Origin of the sequence: Collinsella sp. LCP21S3_D3 (assembly GCF_052118305.1) — a bacterium.
Taxonomy (GTDB): Bacteria; Actinomycetota; Coriobacteriia; order Coriobacteriales; family Coriobacteriaceae; genus Collinsella.
The window spans coordinates 51,716-75,037 of sequence record NZ_JBQKHK010000003.1; the positions used below are offsets into that span (position 1 = coordinate 51,716).

General features: G+C 60.6%; 22 protein-coding genes. 21 read left to right on the plus strand and 1 reads right to left on the minus strand.

The window, feature by feature from the left end:
• The first annotated feature begins 6 nt into the window (after nucleotides 1–6).
• From mrdA to ACTQ1S_RS02200, 12 genes are all read left to right on the plus strand, one after another.
• On the plus strand, nucleotides 7–2,076 hold the full coding sequence (gene mrdA, locus ACTQ1S_RS02145; RefSeq protein ID WP_154516187.1) for a penicillin-binding protein 2: 2,070 nt from the start codon (nucleotides 7–9) through the stop codon (nucleotides 2,074–2,076).
• A gap of 9 nt (nucleotides 2,077–2,085) precedes the next feature.
• Nucleotides 2,086–3,312: an FtsW/RodA/SpoVE family cell cycle protein gene (locus tag ACTQ1S_RS02150; protein ID WP_154516190.1), complete on the plus strand. Its 1,227-nt coding sequence runs from the start codon at nucleotides 2,086–2,088 to the stop codon at nucleotides 3,310–3,312.
• 18 nt (nucleotides 3,313–3,330) lie between these two features.
• Entirely contained in the window at nucleotides 3,331–4,260 is a 930-nt protein-coding gene (locus tag ACTQ1S_RS02155; RefSeq protein WP_441546962.1) for a YcjF family protein, read from the plus strand.
• A gap of 9 nt (nucleotides 4,261–4,269) precedes the next feature.
• Complete coding sequence (locus ACTQ1S_RS02160; RefSeq protein WP_441546963.1) at nucleotides 4,270–6,147, plus strand: TIGR03960 family B12-binding radical SAM protein; 1,878 nt, start codon at nucleotides 4,270–4,272, stop codon at nucleotides 6,145–6,147.
• Entirely contained in the window at nucleotides 6,144–6,956 is an 813-nt protein-coding gene (locus tag ACTQ1S_RS02165; RefSeq protein ID WP_441546964.1) for a TIGR03936 family radical SAM-associated protein, read from the plus strand. The genes ACTQ1S_RS02160 and ACTQ1S_RS02165 overlap by 4 nt, the downstream gene beginning before the upstream one ends.
• 67 nt (nucleotides 6,957–7,023) lie before the next feature.
• Nucleotides 7,024–7,398 carry a 50S ribosomal protein L21 gene (gene rplU, locus ACTQ1S_RS02170; protein ID WP_035138585.1) on the plus strand — a complete coding sequence of 125 codons (375 nt, stop codon included), beginning with the start codon at nucleotides 7,024–7,026 and terminating at the stop codon, nucleotides 7,396–7,398.
• Between the two features lie 33 nt (nucleotides 7,399–7,431).
• On the plus strand, nucleotides 7,432–7,689 hold the full coding sequence (gene rpmA, locus ACTQ1S_RS02175) for a 50S ribosomal protein L27 (protein ID WP_154516202.1): 258 nt from the start codon (nucleotides 7,432–7,434) through the stop codon (nucleotides 7,687–7,689).
• An 86-nt stretch (nucleotides 7,690–7,775) separates the two neighbouring features.
• Nucleotides 7,776–9,242: a GTPase ObgE gene (gene obgE / locus ACTQ1S_RS02180; protein WP_441067782.1), complete on the plus strand. Its 1,467-nt coding sequence runs from the start codon at nucleotides 7,776–7,778 to the stop codon at nucleotides 9,240–9,242.
• 3 nt (nucleotides 9,243–9,245) lie between these two features.
• A complete protein-coding gene (nadD, locus tag ACTQ1S_RS02185; RefSeq protein WP_441056612.1) occupies nucleotides 9,246–9,923 on the plus strand; it encodes a nicotinate-nucleotide adenylyltransferase in 678 nt (225 codons plus the stop codon).
• 87 nt (nucleotides 9,924–10,010) lie between these two features.
• Nucleotides 10,011–10,544 (plus strand): bis(5'-nucleosyl)-tetraphosphatase (symmetrical) YqeK, encoded by a 534-nt coding sequence (gene yqeK, locus ACTQ1S_RS02190; RefSeq protein ID WP_427718844.1) that lies wholly within the window; start codon nucleotides 10,011–10,013, stop codon nucleotides 10,542–10,544.
• Between the two features lie 27 nt (nucleotides 10,545–10,571).
• Nucleotides 10,572–11,027, plus strand: coding sequence for a ribosome silencing factor (gene rsfS / locus ACTQ1S_RS02195; protein WP_427726898.1), 456 nt, complete (start codon nucleotides 10,572–10,574; stop codon nucleotides 11,025–11,027).
• Nucleotides 11,028–11,257: 230 nt separating this feature from the next.
• Nucleotides 11,258–12,007, plus strand: coding sequence for a transposase (locus ACTQ1S_RS02200; protein ID WP_195838550.1), 750 nt, complete (start codon nucleotides 11,258–11,260; stop codon nucleotides 12,005–12,007).
• Between the two features lie 228 nt (nucleotides 12,008–12,235).
• On the opposite strand, the gene dinB is transcribed toward ACTQ1S_RS02200, so the two are convergent.
• Nucleotides 12,236–13,492, minus strand: a complete 1,257-nt coding sequence (gene dinB / locus ACTQ1S_RS02205; protein WP_427717584.1) for a DNA polymerase IV — start codon at nucleotides 13,490–13,492, stop codon at nucleotides 12,236–12,238.
• Nucleotides 13,493–13,693: 201 nt separating this feature from the next.
• On the opposite strand from dinB, the gene rpsP reads away from it, so the two are divergent.
• From rpsP to ppdK, 9 genes are all read left to right on the plus strand, one after another.
• Nucleotides 13,694–14,044, plus strand: coding sequence for a 30S ribosomal protein S16 (gene rpsP, locus ACTQ1S_RS02210; RefSeq protein WP_427717582.1), 351 nt, complete (start codon nucleotides 13,694–13,696; stop codon nucleotides 14,042–14,044).
• Nucleotides 14,045–14,086: 42 nt separating this feature from the next.
• Nucleotides 14,087–14,332 (plus strand): KH domain-containing protein, encoded by a 246-nt coding sequence (locus ACTQ1S_RS02215; RefSeq protein ID WP_154516529.1) that lies wholly within the window; start codon nucleotides 14,087–14,089, stop codon nucleotides 14,330–14,332.
• 34 nt (nucleotides 14,333–14,366) lie between these two features.
• Nucleotides 14,367–14,858 carry a ribosome maturation factor RimM gene (gene rimM, locus ACTQ1S_RS02220; RefSeq protein ID WP_427717603.1) on the plus strand — a complete coding sequence of 164 codons (492 nt, stop codon included), beginning with the start codon at nucleotides 14,367–14,369 and terminating at the stop codon, nucleotides 14,856–14,858.
• Nucleotides 14,859–14,868: 10 nt separating this feature from the next.
• Nucleotides 14,869–15,627, plus strand: a complete 759-nt coding sequence (trmD, locus tag ACTQ1S_RS02225; RefSeq protein WP_441546965.1) for a tRNA (guanosine(37)-N1)-methyltransferase TrmD — start codon at nucleotides 14,869–14,871, stop codon at nucleotides 15,625–15,627.
• A 2-nt stretch (nucleotides 15,628–15,629) separates the two neighbouring features.
• The gene (gene lepB / locus ACTQ1S_RS02230) at nucleotides 15,630–16,193 is read left to right on the plus strand and encodes a signal peptidase I (protein WP_441546966.1); all 564 of its coding nucleotides are present in this window, start codon (nucleotides 15,630–15,632) and stop codon (nucleotides 16,191–16,193) included.
• A 59-nt stretch (nucleotides 16,194–16,252) separates the two neighbouring features.
• The gene (locus tag ACTQ1S_RS02235; RefSeq protein ID WP_006236091.1) at nucleotides 16,253–17,164 is read left to right on the plus strand and encodes a glycine--tRNA ligase subunit alpha; all 912 of its coding nucleotides are present in this window, start codon (nucleotides 16,253–16,255) and stop codon (nucleotides 17,162–17,164) included.
• A gap of 3 nt (nucleotides 17,165–17,167) precedes the next feature.
• Nucleotides 17,168–19,264: a glycine--tRNA ligase subunit beta gene (glyS, locus tag ACTQ1S_RS02240; protein WP_441546967.1), complete on the plus strand. Its 2,097-nt coding sequence runs from the start codon at nucleotides 17,168–17,170 to the stop codon at nucleotides 19,262–19,264.
• Between the two features lie 34 nt (nucleotides 19,265–19,298).
• A complete protein-coding gene (locus ACTQ1S_RS02245) occupies nucleotides 19,299–20,174 on the plus strand; it encodes a pyruvate, water dikinase regulatory protein (protein ID WP_441546968.1) in 876 nt (291 codons plus the stop codon).
• Between the two features lie 341 nt (nucleotides 20,175–20,515).
• A complete protein-coding gene (gene ppdK, locus ACTQ1S_RS02250; protein WP_441546969.1) occupies nucleotides 20,516–23,266 on the plus strand; it encodes a pyruvate, phosphate dikinase in 2,751 nt (916 codons plus the stop codon).
• Nucleotides 23,267–23,322 lie beyond the last annotated feature (56 nt).

The following is a 23,322-nucleotide window of genomic DNA, read 5'->3' on the forward strand; positions in this document are numbered from 1 at the left end:
CTCAAGATGTCTTCCCAGTTGACGGTTGTTGTCGCCGGTATCGCGCTGGTCGTGGCCATTGTGGTCGCGCTGGTCATCATGCGCCGCGGCGACTCCCGCTTTACCTACGACACACAGCACGGAACGGCCCCGCGCGCCACCGAGGGCGAGGGCAATACGGCCGCCACGGCCTTCAAGGGCCGTTTTTCCATCCTCACCACGGGCGTGGGTGCCATGTTTGCCGCGCTTGCCGTTAAGCTGTGGGGCATGCAGATGGTCTCGTCGGACTACTACGACAAGCAGGCCAAGAGCAATCAGACCCGTACCGTTACCACGCCGGCCGTCCGTGGCCGCATCTTGGACCGCAACGGCGTCGCACTGGTGCAAAACCGCCCCTCGCTCGCCGTCGTCGCCTATCGCGATCTTGCCGACGACAAGGTGCTGGTGCGTCATCTTGCCAACGTGCTCGGCATGCCGTATGTCGCGGTGCTGCGCAACATCCAGGACAATTCCGAGGGCGCGCAGAGCCTGCATACGATCGCGACTGACGTGCGTCGCTCTACCGTCGCCTACATTCAGGAGCACGCCGGTGAGTTTCCCGGCGTGAAGATCGCCGAGCGCACCGAGCGCCAGTACCCGTATGGCGAGACCGCCTGCCATATTTTGGGCTATACCGGCACCATTACCTCCGAGCAGCTCGAGGCGCAGAACAAGAAGTCGTCGGACGGCAACGAAAGCGCGGCTGGCCAGATCTCGTATCAATCGGGCGATATTGTGGGTCAGGCGGGCGTAGAGATTTACTACGAAAATCTGCTGCAGGGCATTCGCGGTGAGCAGACCGTGAAAGTTGACGCCTCGGGTAACGTTACCGGTCAAGCCGGCGCCGTTCCCGCCAAGGCCGGTTCTGACATTAAGCTTACGCTCGATCTTAAGATTCAACAGGCCTGCGAGACGGCTCTGGCGAATGCCATTGAGCTTGCCAAGACTACGGGCCATAGCAATGCCGGCAACGGAGCCGTGGTGTGCCTCGACCCCAACAACGGCGAGATCTTGGGCATGGCAAGCGAACCCAAGTTTGATCCTTCTGTCTTTATCGGCGGCGTTTCCAATGACGTGTGGACCGAGCTTAACGATGACGAGGGCTCGCATCCGCTGCTCAACCGCGCCATTAGCGGCCAGTACATGTCCGCCTCGACCATCAAGCCCCTCTCGGCGTTGGCTGGCCTCGAATTTGGCACGTACACTTCGAGTCAAACGACCAACTGCACGGGATATTGGACCGGCTTGGGCAAATCTTGGGGAAAGTACTGCTGGCTGCACTCCGGCCACGGCACGATGACGCTGCAGTCCGGTATCGCCAACTCCTGCGACCCCGTGTTCTACGATATGGGCAAGGCCTTTTTCTACAACGACCAGCATCCCGAAGGCCTGCAAGAGGTCTTTCGCCGTTGGGGCCTGGGCAAGACCTGCGGCATCGACCTGCCGAGTGAGGGTGCGGGCCGCATTCCCGATGCAGAGTGGAAAGAGTCGTACTTTACCGACGCCTCGGCCGAGGACCGCAAGTGGAATGCCGGCGATATGACCAACATCGCCATCGGTCAGGGCGACATTCTGGTGACACCGCTGCAGATGGCCTGCGCCTACATGGGTATTGCCAACGGCGGCAAACAGTATGTGCCGCATGTGTTCTTGTCTGCTGTCTCGCGTGATGGCGACGGCGATGCCTACAAGTACAACGGCAAGGGCAAAAAGAAGCGCCTTGAGGCTCAAATTAACAACGATGCCGATCTTGCGCTGGTCCGCAACGGCATGCACGATGTGATTTACTCGGCGTCGACTTCGACCGCCGCGCACTTTAACTCCCTGACCCCTACGGTCTACGGCAAGTCCGGCACGGGCGAGAAGAGCGGCGAGGACGATTACGCGTGGTTTTGCGCCTACGCGCCGGCCGATGACCCCAAGTACGTGATCGCCACTGTCTTGGAACAGGGCGGTGGCGGCTCCGATACCGCGCTGCACGTTGTGCGCGATGTCCTCGGTGCGATTTATGACGAGCCCGACACGTCGACGGCCACGGGCGATTCCTCGGTTCGATAGGAGGTTGCGATGGACTTTTCGCCGGCGGACCTGTTCCGCTCAACCAAAACCGGCTCTCGCAGCAGCCTGGACCGCGTCAACAAGCAGATTTCCGCATCGCGCGGAACGTTTCGCCAAAAGGTGCACGTCGGCGTGCTGTTGGCGACTGTGGCGCTCGTCACCTATGGCGCCATTATTATCTGGTCCGCCTCGCAGTTTAAAGCCGATGCCTCGTTCTCGCGTCACCTGCTGGGTATCGGTATTGGCGCGGTGCTGGCGGTGCTCGTCTGGCGCACCGACCTGCGCGGCATTTCCAACTTTTCGACGGCCCTGCTCGTCATCGATCTCATCGTGATCTTCTCGCCTAAGATTCCGGGCCTGTCCTATACGGGCGGCTTGGGAATGACGGGTTGGATCAAGATTCCCGGTATCGGTTTAACATTCCAGCCCGTTGAGCTTGCCAAGCTCATCACCATCTTCTTTATGGCCACGCTTGGCTCGCAGTACAACGGGCGCATCGATACCGCTCGCGACTACATTAAGCTCTGCGGCATGCTGTCCGTTCCGTTTTTGGCCGTCGTCGCCATGGGCGATTTGGGCTCGGGTCTGGTCGTGCTGGTGTCGGGCGCCATCGTCATCTGCATGAGCGGTGCGCGCCGCGAATGGGTGCTGTCGACTTTGGCTCTGCTCGTGGGTTTGGTGGCGCTCGTCCTGGCGCTCGATTCGGTCTTCGATTCGCTGCTCGGCCACGATGTGCTCATTAAGCAGTACCAGATGAATCGTCTGACGGTCTTTATCGACCCCGACAACGCCGATTCGGACGATGCGTATAACCTGCAGCAGTCGTTGATCGCGGTCGGCTCGGGCGGTTTCTTTGGTAAGGGCCTGGGGCATGCGACGCAGTCGGCCGGCGGCTTCCTGCCCGAGTTCCATACCGACTTCGTCTTCGCCTTTTTGTCAGAGACGTTCGGCTTCTGCGGTTCCTTTTTGTTGCTGTGCCTGTACGTGCTGCTCATCTTCTCGACGATCCGCGTCGCCTTTAAGTGCGAGTCTTTGTTTCTACGCTTGTCATGCGTGGGTATTGTCGGCATGTGGGCATTTCAGACGTTCGAGAACATCGGCATGTGCATTGGCATGATGCCGATTACCGGTATTCCGCTGCCGTTCATTAGCTTTGGTTCGTCGTCGATGATGATTCAGTTGTTGACGGTGGGTATCGTACAATCCATATGGCGGCATCGTTCGGGCGCCGCGTAACCGCTGGAGGGGTTTGCCATGAAGATTCCCGTGGAAAAGCTGACCCGCGCTTTTAAAATGGGCGCGACCACCAAGAGGGATTCCGATACGCCGGTGCGCGTTTCGGTCTACCTGGATTCGACCGCCTCGCGTTTTTTGGTCGAGACGGTGCGCGATGCCTTTGTGCCGCAGACGACCTCGGGTATTGTCCGCGTTGAGCGTCTGGGGGAGGAGCGTATCGTCCCCAAGACCGATACCGACGTGGTGCTGGTGCTTTCGTGCGGATCTGAGCGCCTTGAGAGTGCTGTACAGGAGCTCGTCATTGCCGGCGCGCCCGTGTGCGTGCTGGCCGAGTCCGCTGTCGAGGTGCCTTTTATCCAGGAGTCCACGCCCATGCTCGGCGTGGTAGCGGCCACCGATAAGACGTATCTGCTCGAGACACTCGCCCGCTGGATCCTGGACCGTACGGAAAAGGAGACGGCCTTTGCGGCGAACTTTGCCTTTATGCGCATCGCCGCCGCCAACCGCATCATCACCTCGTGCGCGCTTACCAATATGGCGACGGGCGCGCTGGTGTTTTTGCCGGGGGCCGATTATCCCGTTATGGCGCTGGCGCAGGTTGGCATGCTCTTTGAGCTTGCGGCCATCTTTGGACGCGGCATTAAGCCCGAGCGCGGCTACGAGGTCGCGGGCGTGCTTGCCGGCGGCTTGGTAATGCGCGCCGTCACTCGCGCCCTGGTAAAGCAGACGCCGCATATCGGCTTTGCCGTCAAGGCACTCTCCGCCGCCCTCGGCACCTATGGCATGGGTCGTGCGCTCGTGTCTCTCTACGAGCGCGATATCGACTACAGCCGTGCCAACGAGGTGGTTGCCGCCACGTTCTCGCGCGTCCGCGACCTGGTGACCACGGTTGCCGGCGCTACCCGTCCCATGAATCCTTTTGAGGATGCATCCGATCTCACTGCTTAGGGGTTTCTTTTGCGCGTTCCATACCAAGACTGTTTTCATTTGATCGAGCCGCTGCTCGCGAAGGTCGAAAAGCCGAGTCGCTATATCGACCACGAGTGGGGTACGCTCTCCAAGGCCGATGCCGACTATCGTTGCTGCATGATTTACCCGGACGTGTACGAGGTCGGCCTGCCCAACCAGGGTATCGCCATCCTGTACAACATCCTTAACCAGGCCGAGGGCATCTCCTGTGAGCGCGGTTATGTGCCGTGGCCCGATATGGGCGATGCCATGCGCGAGGCCGGTATCCCGCTGCTGTCGCTCGAAGGCGCTGCGCCCGTGGCCTCGTTTGATATCGTCGGTATGCATGTGCCGCACGAGATGGCCGTGACAAACTTTCTCGAGGCGCTCGACCTCGCCGGCATTCCGCTGCTGGCTGCTGACCGCACCGAGGACGATCCCATCGTCGTCGCCGGCGGACCTTCGGTTTATAACCCCGAGCCGTATGCGGCCTTCTTCGATGCCATCCTGATTGGCGAGGGTGAGGAGTCGCTGCTCGAGATCTGCCAGTTGCATCGCCGCCTGCGTGACGAGGGCGTCCCGCGCGCCCAGATTGTCGAGCGGCTCGCGACCGTCTCCGGTACCTACGTGCCGTCGCTGTACGAGGTGCGCTATGACGAACCCTGCTCACCGCACGGCTACACCGTGCCGCGTGAGGGTAAGGACGTGCCGCCGGTGGTCTACAAGCGCGTCGTCGAGGACTTTGGCGCTACCAATCCATTGTCGCAGTCGTGCGTGCCCTATGCGCAGCTCGTTCACGATCGCCTGTCTATCGAGATCCTGCGCGGCTGCGCTCGCGGTTGCCGTTTTTGCCAGGCCGGCATGACCTATCGCCCGGTGCGCGAGCGTTCGGCAGACCAGATTGTGTCCTCGGTGATCCAGGGTTTGCAGAAGACCGGCTATGACGAGGTGTCGCTTACCTCGCTTTCGACCACCGACCACTCCTGCATCCGCGACGTGCTTGGCAGGCTCAACCGCCGCTTGGAGGATACGGGCATTCGCGTGTCCATTCCCTCGCAGCGCCTGGATTCGTTTGGCGTGGATATGGCCGAGTCGGTCGCCGGAGAAAAGAAGGGTGGCCTGACGTTTGCCCCCGAGGCCGGTAGCCAGCGTATGCGCGACATCATCAACAAGAATGTGACCGAGGAGGACGTGGACCGCGCGGCCAAGGCGGCCTTCGAGGCCGGCTGGAACCGCATGAAGCTCTACTTTATGATGGGTCTTCCCGGCGAGCGCGATGAGGATATCGTGGCCATCGCCAACCTGGCCGACCATGTGCTCGAGCTCGGCCGCTCCGTGGTGCCCAAGGCGCGCCGCGGCTCCATCTCGGTGTCCATCTCGGTGTCGGTGTTTATCCCCAAGGCTGCCACGCCTTTCCAGTGGTGCCCGCAGCTCGATTACGACGATGTCAAACGCCGCCAGAAGCTCCTCATTACGAGTGTTCGCAACCGTGCGGTCCGCGTGCACTACCACGATGCCGAGACCTCGCTTATCGAGGCGGCGCTGTCTCGTGCAGGCCGCGACATGACGCCTGTCATCATCGATGCCTGGCGTGCCGGTTCGCGTTTTGACGCCTGGGTGGAGCATTTTTCGCTCGATAACTGGAAGGAGGCCGCGGCCAAAAACGGCATCGACCTCAACGAGCTCGTGCACCTGCCCTACGAGCTGGACTGGCACCTGCCCTGGGAGCACGTGAGCCCCGGCTGCTCGCGCGGCTTCCTCGAGCGCGAGTACCGTCGCTCGCTGGAGGGTGCCACGACGCCCGACTGCACCCGCACGTCGTGCACCGGCTGCGGAATCTGCCCCACGCTCCACGCCAAGAACGTATTGGTGGGTGATCGCGCATGAGTGAGCGCTTGACCGACAACCCCACGCTCTTTAGGCTTCGCGTTCGCTACGGCAAGCGCGATCGTCTCAAGTACCTGGGCCATTTGGAACTAATCCATACCATTGAGCGTATCGTGCGTCGCGCGGGCCTGCCCTATGCCGTGACGCAGGGATTCTCTCCGCACATGCGCGTGGGTTTTTCCTCGGCGCTGCCCGTGGGCACGTCGTCGACCTGCGAGTGGTATGACCTGTTTATGACCGAGTTCGTCGCGCTCGACGAGGCCTTTGGGCGCCTGGCCGCGGCATCTCCGGCCGATTTGGCGCCCATCGAGGCCGCCTACATCGACGTGCATACGCCGGCGCTCACGGCCCAGCTCACGCGCCTGTCGTACCGCATCGACCTGCACCTGGACCCTGAGTCACCCGTGAGCACCGATGAGGTGCGCGCCGCGATTGACACGTTGCGTGCGGGCCACGGCATCGACTATGCGCGCGGCAAAAAGAGCAAGCGCCTGGACTTGGACCATACGCTCGTGGGCTACGAGCTTAAGGCGGGGGAGCGCCCGGACCATCTGGTGCTCATACTCGACACCCATGCCGACAACGAGGGCTCCATGCGTCCGGAGATTTTGCTTTCTGCTGCTGATGTTTTGTTGCAGGGCTTGACCCCGGGCGTCGATGCACCTATTGTTTCCACCGGTATGCAAGACCTCGTGACCATCTGCTCCTACGATGTCGAGCGTCAGAATCAGGCATGCGAAGACGACGAGGGCCGACTCGTCAGCCCCATACCTGTGCGAACTTGTGGATTTGCTCCACATACTCGTTGACGGGGGTATTAACGCCTGCTACTATATTCGGCTGTTGCACTAACTGATGCATGAAGGGCAAGTAAACATGTACGCAATCGTTAACACGGGCGGCAAGCAGTACAAGGTCGCCACCGACGATGTCATCACCGTCGAGAAGATCGAGGGCAATGAGGGCGACAAGGTCACCCTGCCGGTCATCTTCCTCAACGATGGTAAGAAGATCGTCACCGATCCCGACAAGCTGGCCAAGGCCAAGGTTACCGCTCAGATCGTTGAGCAGTTCAAGGGCGAGAAGCAGCTGGTCTTCAAGTTCCACAAGCGTAAGCGCTATCGTCGTCTGAAGGGTCACCGTCAGCAGCTCACCAAGCTGAAGATCGTGAAGGTTCAGGCTACCTCCCGCGCCAAGAAGGCTGTCAAGGCAGAGGCTGAGGCTGTTGCCGAGGCTCCCGTCGCCGAGTAGATTACACTCGTAACGAAAGAGTAGGTATACACAATGGCACACAAAAAAGGACTCGGTTCCTCCCGTAATGGCCGTGACTCCCGCGGTCAGCGCCTTGGCACGAAGCGCTTCGCCGGCCAGACGGTAACCACGGGCACGATTCTCGTCCGTCAGCATGGCACGCACATCCACCCGGGTGCGAACGTTGGCCGTGGCAAGGACGACACGCTGTTCGCGCTGGTCGACGGTACCGTTGAGTTCCACAAGGGTATCAAGCACAGGGTCAGCGTACGCCCGCTCGCGAACGCGTAATTCACCCTTCATAGAGCACATATGTGGGAGGCACTTGAGTTTTAGGATTCAAGGGTCTCCCTCTTTTTTTGTAGGAGGCGATTCTGTTGTCACAGTTCACCGATATCAGCCGCATTAACGTTTGCGGCGGCGACGGCGGAGCCGGATGCATGTCGTTTAGGCGCGAGGCATTTGTTCCCAAGGGCGGCCCCGATGGCGGCGACGGCGGCCGTGGCGGCAATGTCGTCATCCAGGCCGATGCTCAGCTGTCTTCGCTGATCGATTACCGCTTTAAGCATCACTTCCGTGCCGAGCGTGGCACGCACGGCCAGGGCGCCCGTCGCAATGGCAAGAGCGGCGAGGACCTGATTTTGAAAGTTCCCATGGGCACCGTAGTCCGTGAACTCGATCCCGAGACGCAGACCCCGATGTTCGAGATTGCCGACCTGGTGCACGATGGCGAGCGCGTTGTCGTGGCGCCCGGTGGGGCCGGCGGTCTGGGCAACACCCACTTTGTGACGTCGGTGCGCCGCGCGCCCGCGTTTGCCCAGCTGGGTGAGCCTGCCGAGGAGCACTGGATCGAGCTCGAGATGAAACTTATGGCCGATGCCGCGCTCGTGGGCTTTCCCTCGGTGGGCAAGTCCTCGCTCATCGCGCGTATGAGCGCCGCCCGTCCCAAGATCGCCGACTACCCGTTTACCACGCTCGTGCCCAATCTGGGCATGGTGCGTGCCGGTGAATATTCTTACGTCGTTGCCGACGTCCCCGGACTCATCGAGGGTGCGAGTGAAGGCAAGGGCTTGGGTCACCAGTTCCTGCGCCATATTGAGCGCACTGCTTTGATTATGCACGTTGTCGATATGACGGGCGGTTTTGAGGATCGCGATCCGGTTGAGGACTATCGCATCATTAACCGTGAGCTCGAGCAGTATGGTGCCGAGCTCTCGGAGCGCCCGCAGATCGTCGTCGCCAACAAGTGCGATGCGCCGGGCACGGCTGACAAGATTGCCGACCTTAAGCGTGCAGCGCTCGACGACGGCCATATGTTCTTTGCCGTTTCCGCCGTGACGGGTGCCGGCCTCAACACCCTGATGCTTGCCGTGGGCGAGCAGGTGGCTAAGCTCCGCGCGGAGCTTGCGGTTTCCGATGAGCCGGTCGATTTGCGCGATGAGGAGTGGGAGCGTCGCCGTCTGCAGCGCGAGAAGCGCTTCCGCATTGTTGAGGAAGAGCCGGGTGCTTTCCGCGTGGTTGGTCGCGCGATCGAGCGCATGGTTATCCAGACCGACTGGGAAAACGAGGAAGCTGTCATCTACCTGCAGCATAAGTTTGCGCGCATGGGTGTCGACGATGCGCTCGAGAAGGCCGGCTGCCGTGCGGGCGACGAGGTTCGCATTTGCCAGCGCGCCTTTGACTTTGAGGGCGCCGAGGACTTCTTGGAGTTCGAGGACGAGCTCGAGGATGCAGGCGTTGAGGTTATTGACGTAGCGGCCGAGGGTGCGGACGTGGCTCATGTCACCGAGGGCTCCGAAGGCGCTACCGAAGTCGACGTTATTGAGACCCCGGAGGGCGAGTAGGCCATGTCGCTGCGCGGTGGAATCGGATTGCCTGAGCTGCCCATCAAGGATGGGCACGAGTTTCGGCTTGGCATTATGGGCGGCACCTTTGACCCGATTCATTACGGGCACTTGGTTACCGCCGAGCAGGCTCGCGAGTCGCTCGACTTGGACGCTGTGCTTTTTATGCCGGCCGGCTCTCCTGCCTTTAAGCTCGACAAACCGGTGACGCCTGCTGAGGACCGTTATGCCATGACGGTCCTCGCGACTGCCGCGAACCCGGCCTTTTTGGCAAGCCGCTTCGAGATCGATCGTGCCGGTGTCACCTATACAGCCGATACGCTGCGTGCCCTTCGCGAGTTTTACCCGCCACAGGTGAAGCTTTACTTTATTACGGGTGCCGATGCGATTATCGATATTGTGACCTGGCACAATGCTGATGAGATTGCCGAACTGGCAACCTTTATCGCTGCGACACGTCCCGGCTTTGACATCGATACGGCCCGGACGAGGATTAAGGAATCGGGGCTGCCATTCGATGTGCGCTATATTCAGATTCCGGCGCTAGCGATTAGCTCGACCAACATCCGCAAGCGGGTTGCCCGCGGCATGAGCGTGCGCTATCTTACGAGCGAGTCCGTGCTCGGCTATATCCGTAAACGCGGCCTGTATGCCGATCTTGGGCAAGACGATTTTGATTGACGGGGGGAAACGTTGTCGGTAGAAGATCAGTTTGAGGGCGACGAGCGCGCGCTCTTGACGCGTATCCACGAGTTGCTCGATGTGCGCATGAAGGATAAGCGTAAGCGCTACGTGCATTCGCTCGGGGTTGCCGAGACGGCGCTGCACCTAGCCGAGGTATACGGCGTCGACCGCTTTGATGCCGCCGCCGCCGGCCTGATCCATGACTGGGACAAAGTGCTCTCCGACGACGAGCTGGTCACGCGCGCTCTGCATTATGGCATTAAGATTGCCGGCTCTCCGTCTGCCGCGACGCCGCTTTTGCATGGCCCGGTTGCCGCCTATGAGCTTCCGCAGCTTTTTCCCGAGCTGTCGCCGGCGGTCTTTCAGGCTGTCGACCGTCACACCGTGGGCGCTTGCGACATGACGCCACTCGATATGGTGGTCTTTGTGGCCGATGCCATCGAACCCAACCGCCACGGCGATTATGCCCATGCGCTGCGCAAGATGGTGGGGAAGTCCTCGCTCGACGAGTTGTTCTTCTCCTGTTTTGCGCAGGGTCTGGTCTATGTGATCCAGTCCGGGCGCTATCTTTATCCCACGGCTATTACGATTTACAACCATTACGCCCAGCTGCGCTAGTTCGGGCTGTCTAGAAAGAGGTATTCCATGGCCGATGAGACCATGACTGACGAGCAGATTCTTGAAGGTGCGGAGCACAAGAGTTTCGTGGCCACGTCCGACCGCACCGCCGCGACGCTCTCCGCCAGCGGTGTCGCCGCCGAGGATGTCGCCCGCGCTGCCGCGCAGGCCGCCTACGACAAGAAAGGCGAGGACGTTCAGGTGCTCGACCTGACTGAGCTTTCCGATGTGTGCGACTACTTTGTCCTTGCTACCGGCACCAACAACCGCCAGGTTGATTCCATCGTCGACGAGATTGAGGAGAAAGTCGCCGAGGCTTGCGGCGAGCACCCGTTTTCCATTGAGGGCCGCGAGCAGAAGACCTGGATGCTCATGGACTACGGTTCGGTTGTCGTCCACGTCTTCACTCCCGAGGCACGTGAGTTCTACCGTCTCGAAAAGCTCTGGGGCGACGCTCCCCAGCTCTCCCTGGACCTCCTCTAGTAACTCATTTGGGACGGGGCTTTTTTAGCTACCCTCAAGTATTTCGCCGGGCAGTCGCGTTTTTCCGCGGCCGCCCGGCTTTCTTTTTGCCCAAAAGTAGCTAATTTGGGACGGGGCTTTTTTAGCTACTACCTACCGTTCGCCGAACATCGCGATTTATAGCTCCCAGTACGTTTTTTTCTACTCTGGCTCGGGTAACGTAATTGTCATCTGTAGAGGAGGGGATGCGTATGACTCGGACTGCGCGAGAAATCTCTGTATATGGTTTTTACCATGTCGTCCAAAAGGGATGTGCCGACCAACTCATATTTGAGGATGACGAAGATCGGCTCTATCTGATTCGGCTGATTGCTTCGAAATGCCAGAAGTTTAAAGTGGATGTCATCGCGTGGTGCCTTATGGATAACCATATTCATCTTCTGCTTGACGACGAGCATGTTCATCTGAGCGATTGCATGCATTCGATTACGACGGCGTATGCCATGTATTTCAACTCAAAGACAGGCAGGAAGGGGCCTGTTTTCCAGGATCGATTTAAGAGTGTGCCGATCCTCGATGATGATCAGCTGCTCAACTGCGTGAGATACATTCACGACAATCCCGCGAAGGCGAGGATTGGGACCGCTTCGCTGTATCGATGGAGCAGCTTTCGCGAGTATATGGGATATCCGGGTATCTGTAAAACGGATTGCGTTCTCGGGTTGCTCGGTGACTCTCAGAGATTTTTTGCCTTCAGCACCTCGGGTGAGCCCAATCGCTATTGCTTCCGTGACGGCGCTCATGTGAGCGACACAGATGCGCTGGAGTTTGCGCAGGCTCTTCTTAAGCCGTACGAGCCTCATCACCTTAAGGCTTTGCCAAAGGGGGCGCGCGATGCCTGCATTCGTACTTTGAAGAGCGAGGGCTTTTCGATTAAACAGATCGTCCGCCTTACGGGCATTGGACACTGCACCATACAAAAGGTCAAAGTCAAAAAATAGCTCATTTTGGACGAGGTCTGTGTTGCGACCGCGTCAGGTATGGGTTGGGTAGCTAATTTGGGACGGGGCTATTTTAGCTAACCCTACAAATCGGTTGAGTTTTATTCCGGCCCCGGGTGATTCGCTGCCAGCTGAAGGGTAGCTAAAAAAGCCCCGTCCCAAATTAGCTGCCCCGTACTACCCTGACAATCTAAAGTAGCTAAAAAAGCCCCGTCCCAAATTGACTACTTAGTGGGAGGAGAAGCGTGATTGGCGGCCGAAGGATAGGGCGGTGTCGCCGAACTTGTCTCGGACCGCGTCGATGGCGACGGAGAGGTCACGGCGGTCGCTGGATTGGGCTCCGCGGTCGTCGACTTCGCAAAACAGGTCGGTCTGTATGCCGCCTTGATGATTGAAGTCACTCATGCCTATGCCGGCAAGGCGTACATGCATTCCTTCCTGCCAGATGTTGTCGAGCAATTCGATCGCTACCGCCACAAAGATGTTCTCGTCGTCGGTGGGATGGGGGAGTCGTCGCTGTGCCGAGCGACCGCTGCCGTACGAGTACTTAAGTTTGAGCGTCACCGTGGCGCCGGTAAGTCCCTGGCGGCGCAGGCGACGTCCGACGGATTCGCCCAATAGTGCAATCGCCGCTTCGATGTCCCCGCGCTCGGTCAAATCTTTCGCAAAGGTGCGCTCATTGCTTACCGACTTGACCTCACGCTCTTCATCGAGGCTCGTGACTTCGGAAACCTCGAGCCCCAACGCACGCTGGCGCATGCGCTCGCCGTTAACGCCAAAAATCGCAGACAGTGTGGATTCCGGTGCGCGCGACAGCTCGCCCAGCGTGTAAATCCGCATGCGGCGCAGCCGCTCCTCGGCCGAGCGCCCGATACCGCTCATGGCAGAAACAGGTAACGGTGCCAGAAAACGCTGCTCAGTTCCCGGGCGTACGACCGTAAGCCCAAACGGCTTGTCTCGCTCGCTTGCAATCTTGGCCACCGTTTTGTTGCAACCGACGCCGATGGAGCAGGTCACCCCCAGTGCCGCCACGCGATCGCTGATGCGTCGTACGACGAGCAGTGGGTCCTCGGGCGCAAAGCGGCCCGGCGTGATGTCGATAAAGGCCTCGTCGATGGACACGCGCTCAACGCGTGGTGTCTCGTCGGCAAGAATATTCATTACCTGTGCGCTAACCTCGTGGTAGCGATCGAAATGCCCGTGTGTCCAAATGGCCTGCGGACAGAGGCGGCGTGCCTCGGCCGAGGGCATGGCGGAGTGCACGCCAAAGCGGCGTGCCTCGTATGAGCAGGTGGAGACGACGCCGCGCGATTCGGCGTCTCCGCCTACGATAAGCGGCTTGCCGCGCCACTCGGGATGATCGAGCATCTCCACGCTCGCAAAAAACGCATCGAGATCCATCAGACCCACCGCCGGACCCGTCCAGGGCGGCGGCGTGACGCCCGCAGTATCCTCATAACCGTATGTATGTTCGCATCTTTTCATGGCATGAGTATACCGCGCAGCTCATGTGGGGTGCGTGGATGTGCTTGCAAATCGCGAATTCTTGTCTAAGATATGGATTTGCCTTCGACTACACCGAAGAAGTTGGTCTCACGGACTTCACCTGCCCGCGTCGATGGCGTATTATGTTCAACTGTTTGTTTGTAGTTGCAGCCTAAAGCTGCTTGGTTGGAGGAGTTTCCTTTGGCAGTCAAGATTCGCCTTGCTCGTCACGGCGCTAAGAAGCGTCCGTACTACCGTGTCGTCGTCGCCGATTCCCGCGCCCCGCGTGACGGTCGTATCATCGAGGAGGTTGGCCGCTACAACCCGATGACCGCCCCCAAGACCATCAACCTCGATCTCGAGAAGATTGCTGACTGGCAGTCCAAGGGCGCTCAGCTCACCGACGCTGTCGCTGCCCTGGTCAAGGCCGCCAACGAGGGCGAGAAGACCGAGACCGTCGTCAAGAAGTCCAAGAAGCAGCTCGCCAAAGAGGCCGAGGCCGCTAAGGCTGCCGCTGAGGCCGCTGAGGCCGCTGAGGGCGCCGAGGAGTAAATCGTGCCTGAGGTTGACGCTGCACAGCTCGAGGGTGAGGCAATGCTCTCAGATCGCATCGCCGATCTCGTCGAATATCTCGTTGTTCAGATCGTCGACGACCCGGATTCCGTGAGCCTGGAAGTTATCGATGGCGACGATGCCTCAACTATTGAGGTTTCGGTTGCCGAGGATGACGTAGCTAAGGTCATTGGCCGTCGCGGCCGTACCATCAAGGCCATTCGCACGCTTGCCCGTGCACTGGCCGCTCGCCTCGACACTTCCGTCGAGGTAGAGGTTCTGGGCTAGGACCTTGAGGTCCCAGTACAAAAACATCGCCCGTGTGGTTAAGCCGCACGGAAGGAAGGGGGAGGTCCTCGCGCAGCCGCTGCGGGGGCTTCCTTCTGTATTGGAGCCGGGTATGCGTGTCGCCCTGACGCCACCGGCGCTCAAGCGTGACCGCTTTTGCACGGTTACATCCGTTACCGATACGGGCGATGGCGATCTGGTTTCGTTTGAGGGCATTGACGACTTGACGGCCGCCGAGGGCATCACGGGTTGTTTCGTTCTGGCGAACCGTGATGACTTTGAGCTCGATTCACTTGATGCCGCCTATACCGACCTTATGGGTCGCGAGGTGGTTGACGAGCGCTTTGGGTCGCTCGGAACGATCGTTGAGATTATGTCGACGCCCGCCAACGACGTTTGGGTTGTCGAGGGTGATCGGTATGGCGAGGTGCTGATTCCCGTGATCGAGCAAGTTGTGCTCGATCTTCCCGATCGGGGAGCAATATCCGTCCACGTTATGGACGGCTTGATCGATATGGACAAGTAGGGAGGACAACATGCTGATCGAGACCCTTTCGGTCTTTCCCGAGATGTTTGAGCCTGTCATGTCCACATCGATTTTGGGCCGTGCCCGCAAGGCCGGCCTTTTTGATTTTAAGGCGTATAACCTGCGCGACTGGACGCACGATCGCCACCGTACCGTCGATGACGAGCCGTACGGCGGCGGTCAGGGCATGCTCATGAAGGTCGAGCCTATTGCCGAGGCCATCGAGGCCATTAGCTCTGAGGGCCCCAAGCCCACCGTGGTGTTCTTTACGCCCTGCGGTGAGCCTTTTACGCAGCAGGTAGCCGAGCGCCTGCTCCAAAGCGAGCGCCTGTTGTTTGTGTGCAGCCGTTACGAGGGTGTCGATGAGCGCGCGTATGCCTATGCCGACGAGCGTCTGTCGATCGGCGACTATGTGCTCACGGGCGGCGAGCTGCCTGCTATGGTCGTTGCTGACGCCGTCGTGCGTCTGATCCCCGGTGCTCTGGGAGATGAGATGAGCAACGTTGACGAATCATTCTCGACCGCCGAGGACGGAGGCCTGCTCGAGTACGCGCAGTACACCCGTCCTGCCGAGTTTAACGGCGAGGGCGTGCCTCCCGTGCTTGTGAGCGGCGATCATGCTAAGGTCGATGCCTGGCGTCGCAAGAATGCCATCGAGCGCACCTGTCGCTGGCGTCCCGATCTGATTGAGACGGCGCGCCTTACGCCCCAGGAGCGTGCGTACGCGCAGGAGATTTTGGACGCTTCGTATTCGCAGAGCGAGGAGTGAGAATGGTTCCGTCGCAGCATTCCATGCTAAAGGGCGCGTTTGAGTGGGTCGTGGTCATCGCAATCGCGCTCGTGGCCACCTTCTTGATTCGCACCTTTGTGGTCGAGCCCTTTGTGGTTCCCACCGGTTCCATGGAGTCCACGATTGAGATTGGCGACCAGATCCTGGCGCAAAAGGTGACGCTTGAGCTCGGTCAGCCTGTCAAACAAGGCGATATCGTGGTGTTCCACAACCCCGATGGCACCTCTGAGCACGATGTGCTCGTCAAGCGGGTCATCGCCACGGCCGGCCAGACGGTCAACCTGCAGGACGGCAAGGTGGTCGTTGACGGCCAAGCGCTCGACGAGGACTATACGACGGGCATGAGCTGGCCACTGTCGGTCCAGGCGCCTGGTGCTCAGGTGAGCTATCCCTACATCGTCCCTGACGGGTGCGTGTGGGTGATGGGCGACAACCGCGAGAACTCAGCCGACTCACGCTACTTTGGTCCGGTCGACCGTTCGGACCTGATCGCCGTGGCGCTCGTGCGTTACTGGCCGCTCAACCGTCTGGGCGCTATCGACTAAAAACCGCTATAGTACAGTACCTAACCGTGTAATCGTTTCGACGAGGGGATATTAGAGGCATGAACGCTTCATCGCTTTCCTTCCAAGACATCATCCTGCGCCTCCAGCAGTACTGGGGCGAGCAGGGCTGCGTCATTATGCAGCCCTATGACTCCGAGGTCGGTGCCGGTACCTTCCATACCGCGACCACGCTGCGCTCGCTCGGTCCTGCCGAGTGGCGCACCTGCTATGCGCAGCCCTGCCGCCGTCCCGCCGACGGTCGCTACGGCGAGAACCCCAACCGCATGCAGCACTACTATCAGTTCCAGGTGCTCATCAAGCCCTCGCCGGTCAACGCCCAGGAGCTTTACCTGGGGTCTCTTGCCGCCATTGGCCTGGACCCCAACGACCATGACGTCCGCTTTGTTGAGGACGACTGGGAGAGCCCGACGCTCGGCGCCTGGGGCCTTGGCTGGGAGGTCTGGCTCAACGGCATGGAGGTCACGCAGTTTACGTACTTCCAGCAGGTGGGCGGCATCGAGGTCGACCCCGTGCCCGTCGAGATCACCTACGGCCTGGAGCGCATCGCCATGTACGCCCAGGGCGTCAACTCCGTCTACGACCTGGTGTGGAGCTATCTGCCCGACGGCACGCCCATGACCTATGGCGACGTGTTCCTGGAGAACGAGCGCGAGTTTAGCGCCTACAACTTTGAGGTCGCTAACGTCGAGATGATGCGTCAGAAGTTTGACGACTACGAGGCCGAGTGCCACTCCTGTCTGGAGCGCAAGCTGCCGCTGCCCGCATACGACTGCGTCATGAAGTGCAGCCATGCCTTCAACCTGCTCGATGCCCGCGGCGCCCTGTCCGCAGTCGAGCGCGCCAACTACATCCTGCGCGTCCGCGCTGTCGCCAAGGCGTGCTGCGAGGCCTATATGGCCGAGGTCGCCGGAGTTAACGAGAATGCCGACCAGGAAGGCGAGGTGGCGTAAGCCATGGCAGACGCTAAGGATTTCCTGTTTGAGATCGGTACGGAGGAAATGCCCTCCGCACCGCTGAACAATGCCGTCAAGCAGCTTGGCGATATGATCGCCAAGGGCCTCGACGAGGCCGGCCTGGCCCATGGCGAGGTCCGCGTGATCTCGAGCCCGCGTCGTCTGGCTGCGCTCGTGACCAACGTCGCCACCGCGACCGATGAGGTCCACGAGGTCAAGCGCGGCCCTGCGGCAAACATTGCCTTCGATGCCGACGGCAACGCCACCAAGGCCGCCCAGGGCTTCGCCCGCAAGTGCGGTGTGGCTGCCGAGGACCTGATCCGTCGCGAGGACACTGACGGTCGCGAGTACGTATTCGCCGAGAAGAACATTCCCTCCGTGCCGGCTACCCCTATTCTGACGGCCCTGTGCGAGAAAACGATCGCAGGCCTGCAGTGGCCCAACTACCGTAGCCAGCGCTGGGGCCACGAGCACGCTACGTTTGTGCGTCCGGTCCGTTGGATCTGCTGCCTTCTGGGCGAGGACGTTGTGCCCGTGACGTTTGCCGATGTGACGAGCGGCAATACCACGCGCGGACATCGCGTGCTGGGCGCCGGTGACCATGTTGTCGCCAGCCCCGCCGTCTACGAGCAGGTGCTCGAGGACGCCGGCGTGCTCTCTGCCGAGCGTCGTCGTGAGGCCATCCTTGCCGGTATTGCCGAGGTCGAGGCCGCTCGCCCTGGCTGCCATGTCGATACGCCCAAGAAGGTCTTCGAGGAGGTCATTAACCTCTGCGAGTGGCCGACGGTGCTCGTCGGTACCTTCGACGAGGAGTTCCTCAAGGTCCCGCACGAGATCATCTGCGAGTCCATGCTCACCAACCAGCGCTACTTCCCGATCTATGACGGCGAGGGCAAGCTCACGCGTGAGTTCGTGGTCGTCTCCAACAGCAAGCCCGAGAATGCCGAGCGTGTGATCGACGGCAACGAGCGCGTCGTGCGCGCCCGTCTGGACGATGCCAAGTTCTTCTACGAGGAGGACCTGAAGATCTCCCTCGACGAGTTCCGTGAGCGTCTGGCCAAGGTTGCCTTCCAGGAGAAGCTCGGCAGCGTGCTCGCCAAGTCCGAGCGCATTGAGCAGCTCGCGCTCGCTATTGCCCGCGAGGCCCATCTGGGCGCCCACCTCGCTGCCGATGCCGCTCGCGCCGCGCACCTGTGCAAGGCCGACCTGGTTTCCAACGCCGTCGTCGAGTTTACGAGCCAGCAGGGCGTGATGGGTGGCTATTACGCAACTGCGATGGGGGAGAACGACGAGGTCGCCCACGCCATTCGCGATCACTATCGTCCCCGCTTTGCCGGCGATGAGCTGCCCGAGGGCACCGCTGGCTGCATCGTGGCCTGTGCCGACAAGCTCGATACCATTGCCGGTATCTTTGCCATCGGTGAGCCCCCGACCGGCTCTTCCGACCCGTACGCGCTGCGTCGCGCCGCTATCGGCATTATCAACATCCTGCGCGATCGTCTGCCGATCGACCCCACGACGCTCATCGACTTTGCCCTTGAGCTCTATAGCGAGCAGGGCATCGAGTTCGACGCCGCCGAAGTCGCCCAGCAGGTCCGTGACTTCTTCCACGGCCGTCTGGTGAGCATAGCCCGCGACGAGAAGATTCCGGGGGATACCGTCGCCGCCGTCTCCGCGGTGCACATCATCGCTCCGTCCGTCTTCTTCGCCCGCTGCGCCGCGCTCGACGAGGCTCGTAAGAACGATGCCGAGACCTTCGACAACCTGGCTACTGCCTATGCCCGCGCCGCGCACATCTCCAAGCCCGAGCTGGGTATGGAGTACGACCGCAGTCTGATGGGCGAGGCCGAGCTCGCGCTCGCCGATGCCTCCGAGGCTGCTCAGACCGCTGTCGATGGCGCCCTTGCTGCCGAGGATTACCCGGCCGCATTTGCCGCCCTTGCCGCCCTGCGCGCCCCCATCGACCGCTTCTTCGACGAGGTTATGGTCATGGACAAGGACGAGCAGCTCCGCGATAATCGCCTTAAGCTGCTCAACCGCTTCGAGGCCGTTTTCTCTGGCATCGCCAACATCGGTGAGCTTGCCCGCAAAAAGTAAACTAGCCTGCGCATAAGCGCAAAAGGAGCCCCGCATGGATTGCCCGGTCACCGCTCGTCCCACCGTTATCGTTATCTCCGACTCGCTCGGTGATACCGCTTGTGAGGTGGTGCTTGCGGCGTCCGGGCAATTTGATGAAGGGGCTTTTCGTCTCTTGCGCTTGCCCAAAGTGAACTCGGTGGAGCAGGTCAAGTCGTTTGTGGGCCCGCGCGTCGATGCGGACCATCGTGATATCGCCGTGTTCCACACTATCGTCGATCCGGCGCTTCGCGCCCGCGTGCTCGATTACCTGGGTATGCTGCATATTCGCTCTGTCGACCTGATCGGTCCGACCCTTGCCGTGCTGTCGTCGCTCATCGGTGTGCCGCCCAAGGGCGTTGCGGGCGTTATTCACAAAACGGATGACCGCTATTTCCACCGCATTGAGGCTATGGAGTATTTCGTTGAGCACGATGACGGGCGCGGTTGCGACGACCTTTCGGGGGCCGATATCGTGCTGCTGGGCGTGTCGCGTACGTCCAAAACGCCGCTGTCGATGTATTTGGCCTATCAGGGTTACAAGGTCGCAAACGTTCCGCTTGCGCACGGCATGGAGCCGCCGAAGTCGATTTACGAGGTCGACCCGATGCGCCTGTTCGGCCTGATTTCGACCGTTGACGTAATTTCTGAGATTCGCGACAGCCGCTTGGGCGATGACTACGCCCGCGCCGTCGCCGGCTCCTATGCCGAGCCCGAGAGTGTGCGCAGCGAGCTTGAGGAAGCCCGTGCCCTCATGAAGCGCCTAGGCTGCTTTGTGGTGCGTACCGACGGTAAGGCGATTGAGGAGAGTGCATCCGAGATCATCGGTCATTTGGAGGAAATCCAAGAAGCTCGAGCCCGTCTTGCCGCTCTCCGAGCCCAACAAAAGTAGCTAATTTGGGACGGGGCTTTTTTAGCTACCCCGGCTGAGGCCGCGAGCTTTTTGGCCGATTGCCGACGGGGTAGCTAAAAAAGCCCCGTCCCAAATTAGCTACTTATGGTAAAGCGATTTAGCAAAGTTCTTTCAGTTAACCTGCAGGTCTCGTACACTGGTATCTTCATAAGGTAACCACCTTTATCTACCGTTTACCGTCAGTTTTACCACGTTTACCAAACCTCGCACCCTCTACGCAAGCACTTCCAATACCCGCCGTATAGTACCCTCACGGCTCGCATCCGGCGGGTCGATTCGTTACCACGGTCGTGCGTGACAGCGCATGGAAGGGGAGTATCGTGAGCGATTGCAAGAGGGTTTACCGTTTTGGAACCGACGCCCAGGGCACCTGTGTCACTGAGGGCGACAAGTCCATGAACTTCGTGCTTGGCGGCAAGGGTGCAAATCTTGCCGAGATGAGCCGCATCGGCCTGCCGGTTCCCGGTGGCTTTACCATTACCTGCCAAACCTGTGTCGAGTACTCCGGTGCCGGCAACGTGTGGCCCGAAGGTGCACTCGATGAGATCGTTGCCGCCGAGGCCGATCTCGAGGCCCGCTGCGGCAAGAAGCTTGGTGACGCATCCGACCCGCTGCTCGTGTCGGTTCGCTCGGGTGCTCCGTTCTCCATGCCCGGCATGATGGACACGGTCCTCAACTTGGGCCTTAACGACGACTCCGTTCTGGGCCTCATTGCCCAGACGCAAAACCCGCGTTTTGCCTGGGATAGCTACCGCCGCTTTATCCAGATGTTCTCCAACGTCGTTATGGGTGTCGATGCCGACTTGTTTGAGAACGCCCTGACCCAGGCTCGCTTGGTCGCCGGCGTTCGCGTCGATTCCGAGCTTTCGGCCGAGGACCTGCAGGAGCTTGTCGAGACCTTCAAGGGCATCTTCTCCGAGAACGTCGAGGCTGCCCTGTATCCCGAGCTCGAGGTTGTCGACGGCAAGCCCGTCTTCCCGCACGATCCGGAGCTTCAGCTGCGCCTTGCCATCCAGGCCGTCTTTGGCAGCTGGATGAACGAGCGCGCCTGCATCTACCGCAAACAGCATGGCATTTCCGACGAGCTCGGTACTGCCGTCAACGTCCAGGCCATGGCTTTTGGCAACAAAGGCGAGACCTCTGCGACCGGCGTCGCCTTTACGCGCAATCCGGCCGATGGCACCAAGGAGTTCTACGGTGACTTTTTGGTTAACGCCCAGGGTGAGGACGTCGTCGCCGGCATCCGCAATACTGAGCCCATCGCCGACCTCAAGACCACCCCGGGCCTCGAGTCCGCTGGTGAGGAGCTCGAGCGCGTTTTCCTGACGCTCGAGGATCATTACCGCGATATGTGCGATATCGAATTCACCATCGAGCAGGGTAAACTTTGGATGCTTCAGACCCGCGTGGGCAAGCGCACCGCTACCGCCGCGCTGCGCATCGCTATCGAGATGGTCGAGGAGGGTCTCATCACCCGCGAGGAGGCCGTGAGTCGCATCGATCCCGCGCAGCTCGACCAGCTTCTGCATCCGCAGTTTGACTCCTCCAAGAAGTACGAGGCCCTGGCCTGCGGCCTTAACGCCAGCCCCGGCGCCGCCGTGGGCGAGGTCGTGTTCTCGAGCGACGATGCCGTCGCGCGCGCCAACGAGGGCCACAAGGTCATTCTGGTTCGCTGGGAGACCAACCCCGACGACTTGAAGGGCATGGTCGCTGCCGAGGGCATCCTTACCAGCCACGGCGGCAAGACGAGCCATGCTGCCGTTATCGCCCGCGGTATGGGTACGCCCTGTGTCTGCGGCGTTGAGCGCTTCCATATTGACGCCGCCGAGAAGGTCGTGCGCATCGAGGGCAGCGACCGTGTGCTGCACGAGGGCGACATCATCTCCATCGACGGCACCCAGGGCATTGTCGTCGACGGCGCCGTCGATCTGGTCTCCGCCGAGCTCACCGGCGACCTGGACACCATTCTGTCCTGGGCAGACGAGATTCGCCTGGACGAGACCGACGGTCACGCCAACCACGTGCGCGTCAACGCCGACAACCCCGAGGATGCCGCGCTCGCACTCGAGTTTGGCGCCGAGGCCATCGGCCTGTGCCGCACCGAGCACATGTTCCTGGGCGACCGCAAGAACATTATCCAGAGCTTTATCCTGTCCGACGACGAGGCCGTGAAGCAGCAGGCCCTGGCCGACCTGCTCAAGGTTCAGACCGAGGACTTTCTGGCGATGTTTAAGACCATGTCCGGTCGCGATGTGGTCGTTCGCCTGCTCGATCCGCCGCTGCATGAGTTCCTGGATAATCCTCGCGAGCTCGAGGTCGCCATCACCAAGAAGGAAGCCGCCGGCGCCAGCGAGGAAGAGCTTGCCACCCTGCGTGCCCGCCTGCGTCGAATCGACGGCATGGTTGAGTCCAACCCGATGCTCGGCTTGCGCGGTGTGCGCCTGTCCGTTGTCTTTGGCGATCTGCCGCTCATGCAGGTTCGCGCCGTCGCCACGGCTGCTGCCCGCCTTATCAAGGAGGGCGTCGACCCGCGCCCCGAGATCATGGTCCCGCTCGTTTCCATCACAGCCGAGCATGTCCAGACCCGCGAGGTCATCGAGCGCGTGATCGCCGAGGTATCCGCCGAGGAGGGCGTCGAGCTCAATATTCCCGTGGGCACGATGCTCGAGCTGCCGCGCGCCTGCATGGTCGCCGACGAGATCGCCCACCATGCCGACTTCTTCTGCTTTGGCACCAACGACCTCACCCAGACAACCTTCGGCTTCTCGCGCGACGACGCCGAGGCCAAGTTCATCCCGCTGTACATGCACAAGAAGATCCTGAAGGATAATCCCTTCGAGACCATCGACGCGGCGGTGCTCGAGCTGGTGCGTATGGCAGTCGAGAAGGGTCGCGCCGCCAACCCCGACATGCACTTTGGCGTGTGCGGCGAGCACGGTGGCGACTCCAAGTCCATCAAGGGCCTGTTCAACGTGGCCGATGTGGACTACGTGTCCTGCTCGCCCTATCGCGTACCCCTCGCACGACTGGCTGCCGCTCAGGCAAAGCTCGAGGCCAAGCGTTCCGCTTAACTGAGTCGCGTTCCATTTGCGCCTCTTACGCCCCCCTTCGCGCCGCCGCGCCCCCT

Coding starts and splice junctions, on each gene's coding strand:
- mrdA (WP_154516187.1), top strand. CDS start 7: ATGTCTTCCCAGTTGACGGTTGTTGTCGCCGGTATCGCGCTGGTCGTG.
- ACTQ1S_RS02150 (WP_154516190.1), top strand. CDS start 2,086: ATGGACTTTTCGCCGGCGGACCTGTTCCGCTCAACCAAAACCGGCTCT.
- ACTQ1S_RS02155 (WP_441546962.1), top strand. CDS start 3,331: ATGAAGATTCCCGTGGAAAAGCTGACCCGCGCTTTTAAAATGGGCGCG.
- ACTQ1S_RS02165 (WP_441546964.1), top strand. CDS start 6,144: ATGAGTGAGCGCTTGACCGACAACCCCACGCTCTTTAGGCTTCGCGTT.
- rplU (WP_035138585.1), top strand. CDS start 7,024: ATGTACGCAATCGTTAACACGGGCGGCAAGCAGTACAAGGTCGCCACC.
- rpmA (WP_154516202.1), top strand. CDS start 7,432: ATGGCACACAAAAAAGGACTCGGTTCCTCCCGTAATGGCCGTGACTCC.
- nadD (WP_441056612.1), top strand. CDS start 9,246: ATGTCGCTGCGCGGTGGAATCGGATTGCCTGAGCTGCCCATCAAGGAT.
- yqeK (WP_427718844.1), top strand. CDS start 10,011: ATGAAGGATAAGCGTAAGCGCTACGTGCATTCGCTCGGGGTTGCCGAG.
- rsfS (WP_427726898.1), top strand. CDS start 10,572: ATGGCCGATGAGACCATGACTGACGAGCAGATTCTTGAAGGTGCGGAG.
- ACTQ1S_RS02200 (WP_195838550.1), top strand. CDS start 11,258: ATGACTCGGACTGCGCGAGAAATCTCTGTATATGGTTTTTACCATGTC.
- dinB (WP_427717584.1), bottom strand. CDS start 13,492: ATGAAAAGATGCGAACATACATACGGTTATGAGGATACTGCGGGCGTC.
- ACTQ1S_RS02215 (WP_154516529.1), top strand. CDS start 14,087: ATGCTCTCAGATCGCATCGCCGATCTCGTCGAATATCTCGTTGTTCAG.
- trmD (WP_441546965.1), top strand. CDS start 14,869: ATGCTGATCGAGACCCTTTCGGTCTTTCCCGAGATGTTTGAGCCTGTC.
- lepB (WP_441546966.1), top strand. CDS start 15,630: ATGGTTCCGTCGCAGCATTCCATGCTAAAGGGCGCGTTTGAGTGGGTC.
- ACTQ1S_RS02235 (WP_006236091.1), top strand. CDS start 16,253: ATGAACGCTTCATCGCTTTCCTTCCAAGACATCATCCTGCGCCTCCAG.
- glyS (WP_441546967.1), top strand. CDS start 17,168: ATGGCAGACGCTAAGGATTTCCTGTTTGAGATCGGTACGGAGGAAATG.
- ACTQ1S_RS02245 (WP_441546968.1), top strand. CDS start 19,299: ATGGATTGCCCGGTCACCGCTCGTCCCACCGTTATCGTTATCTCCGAC.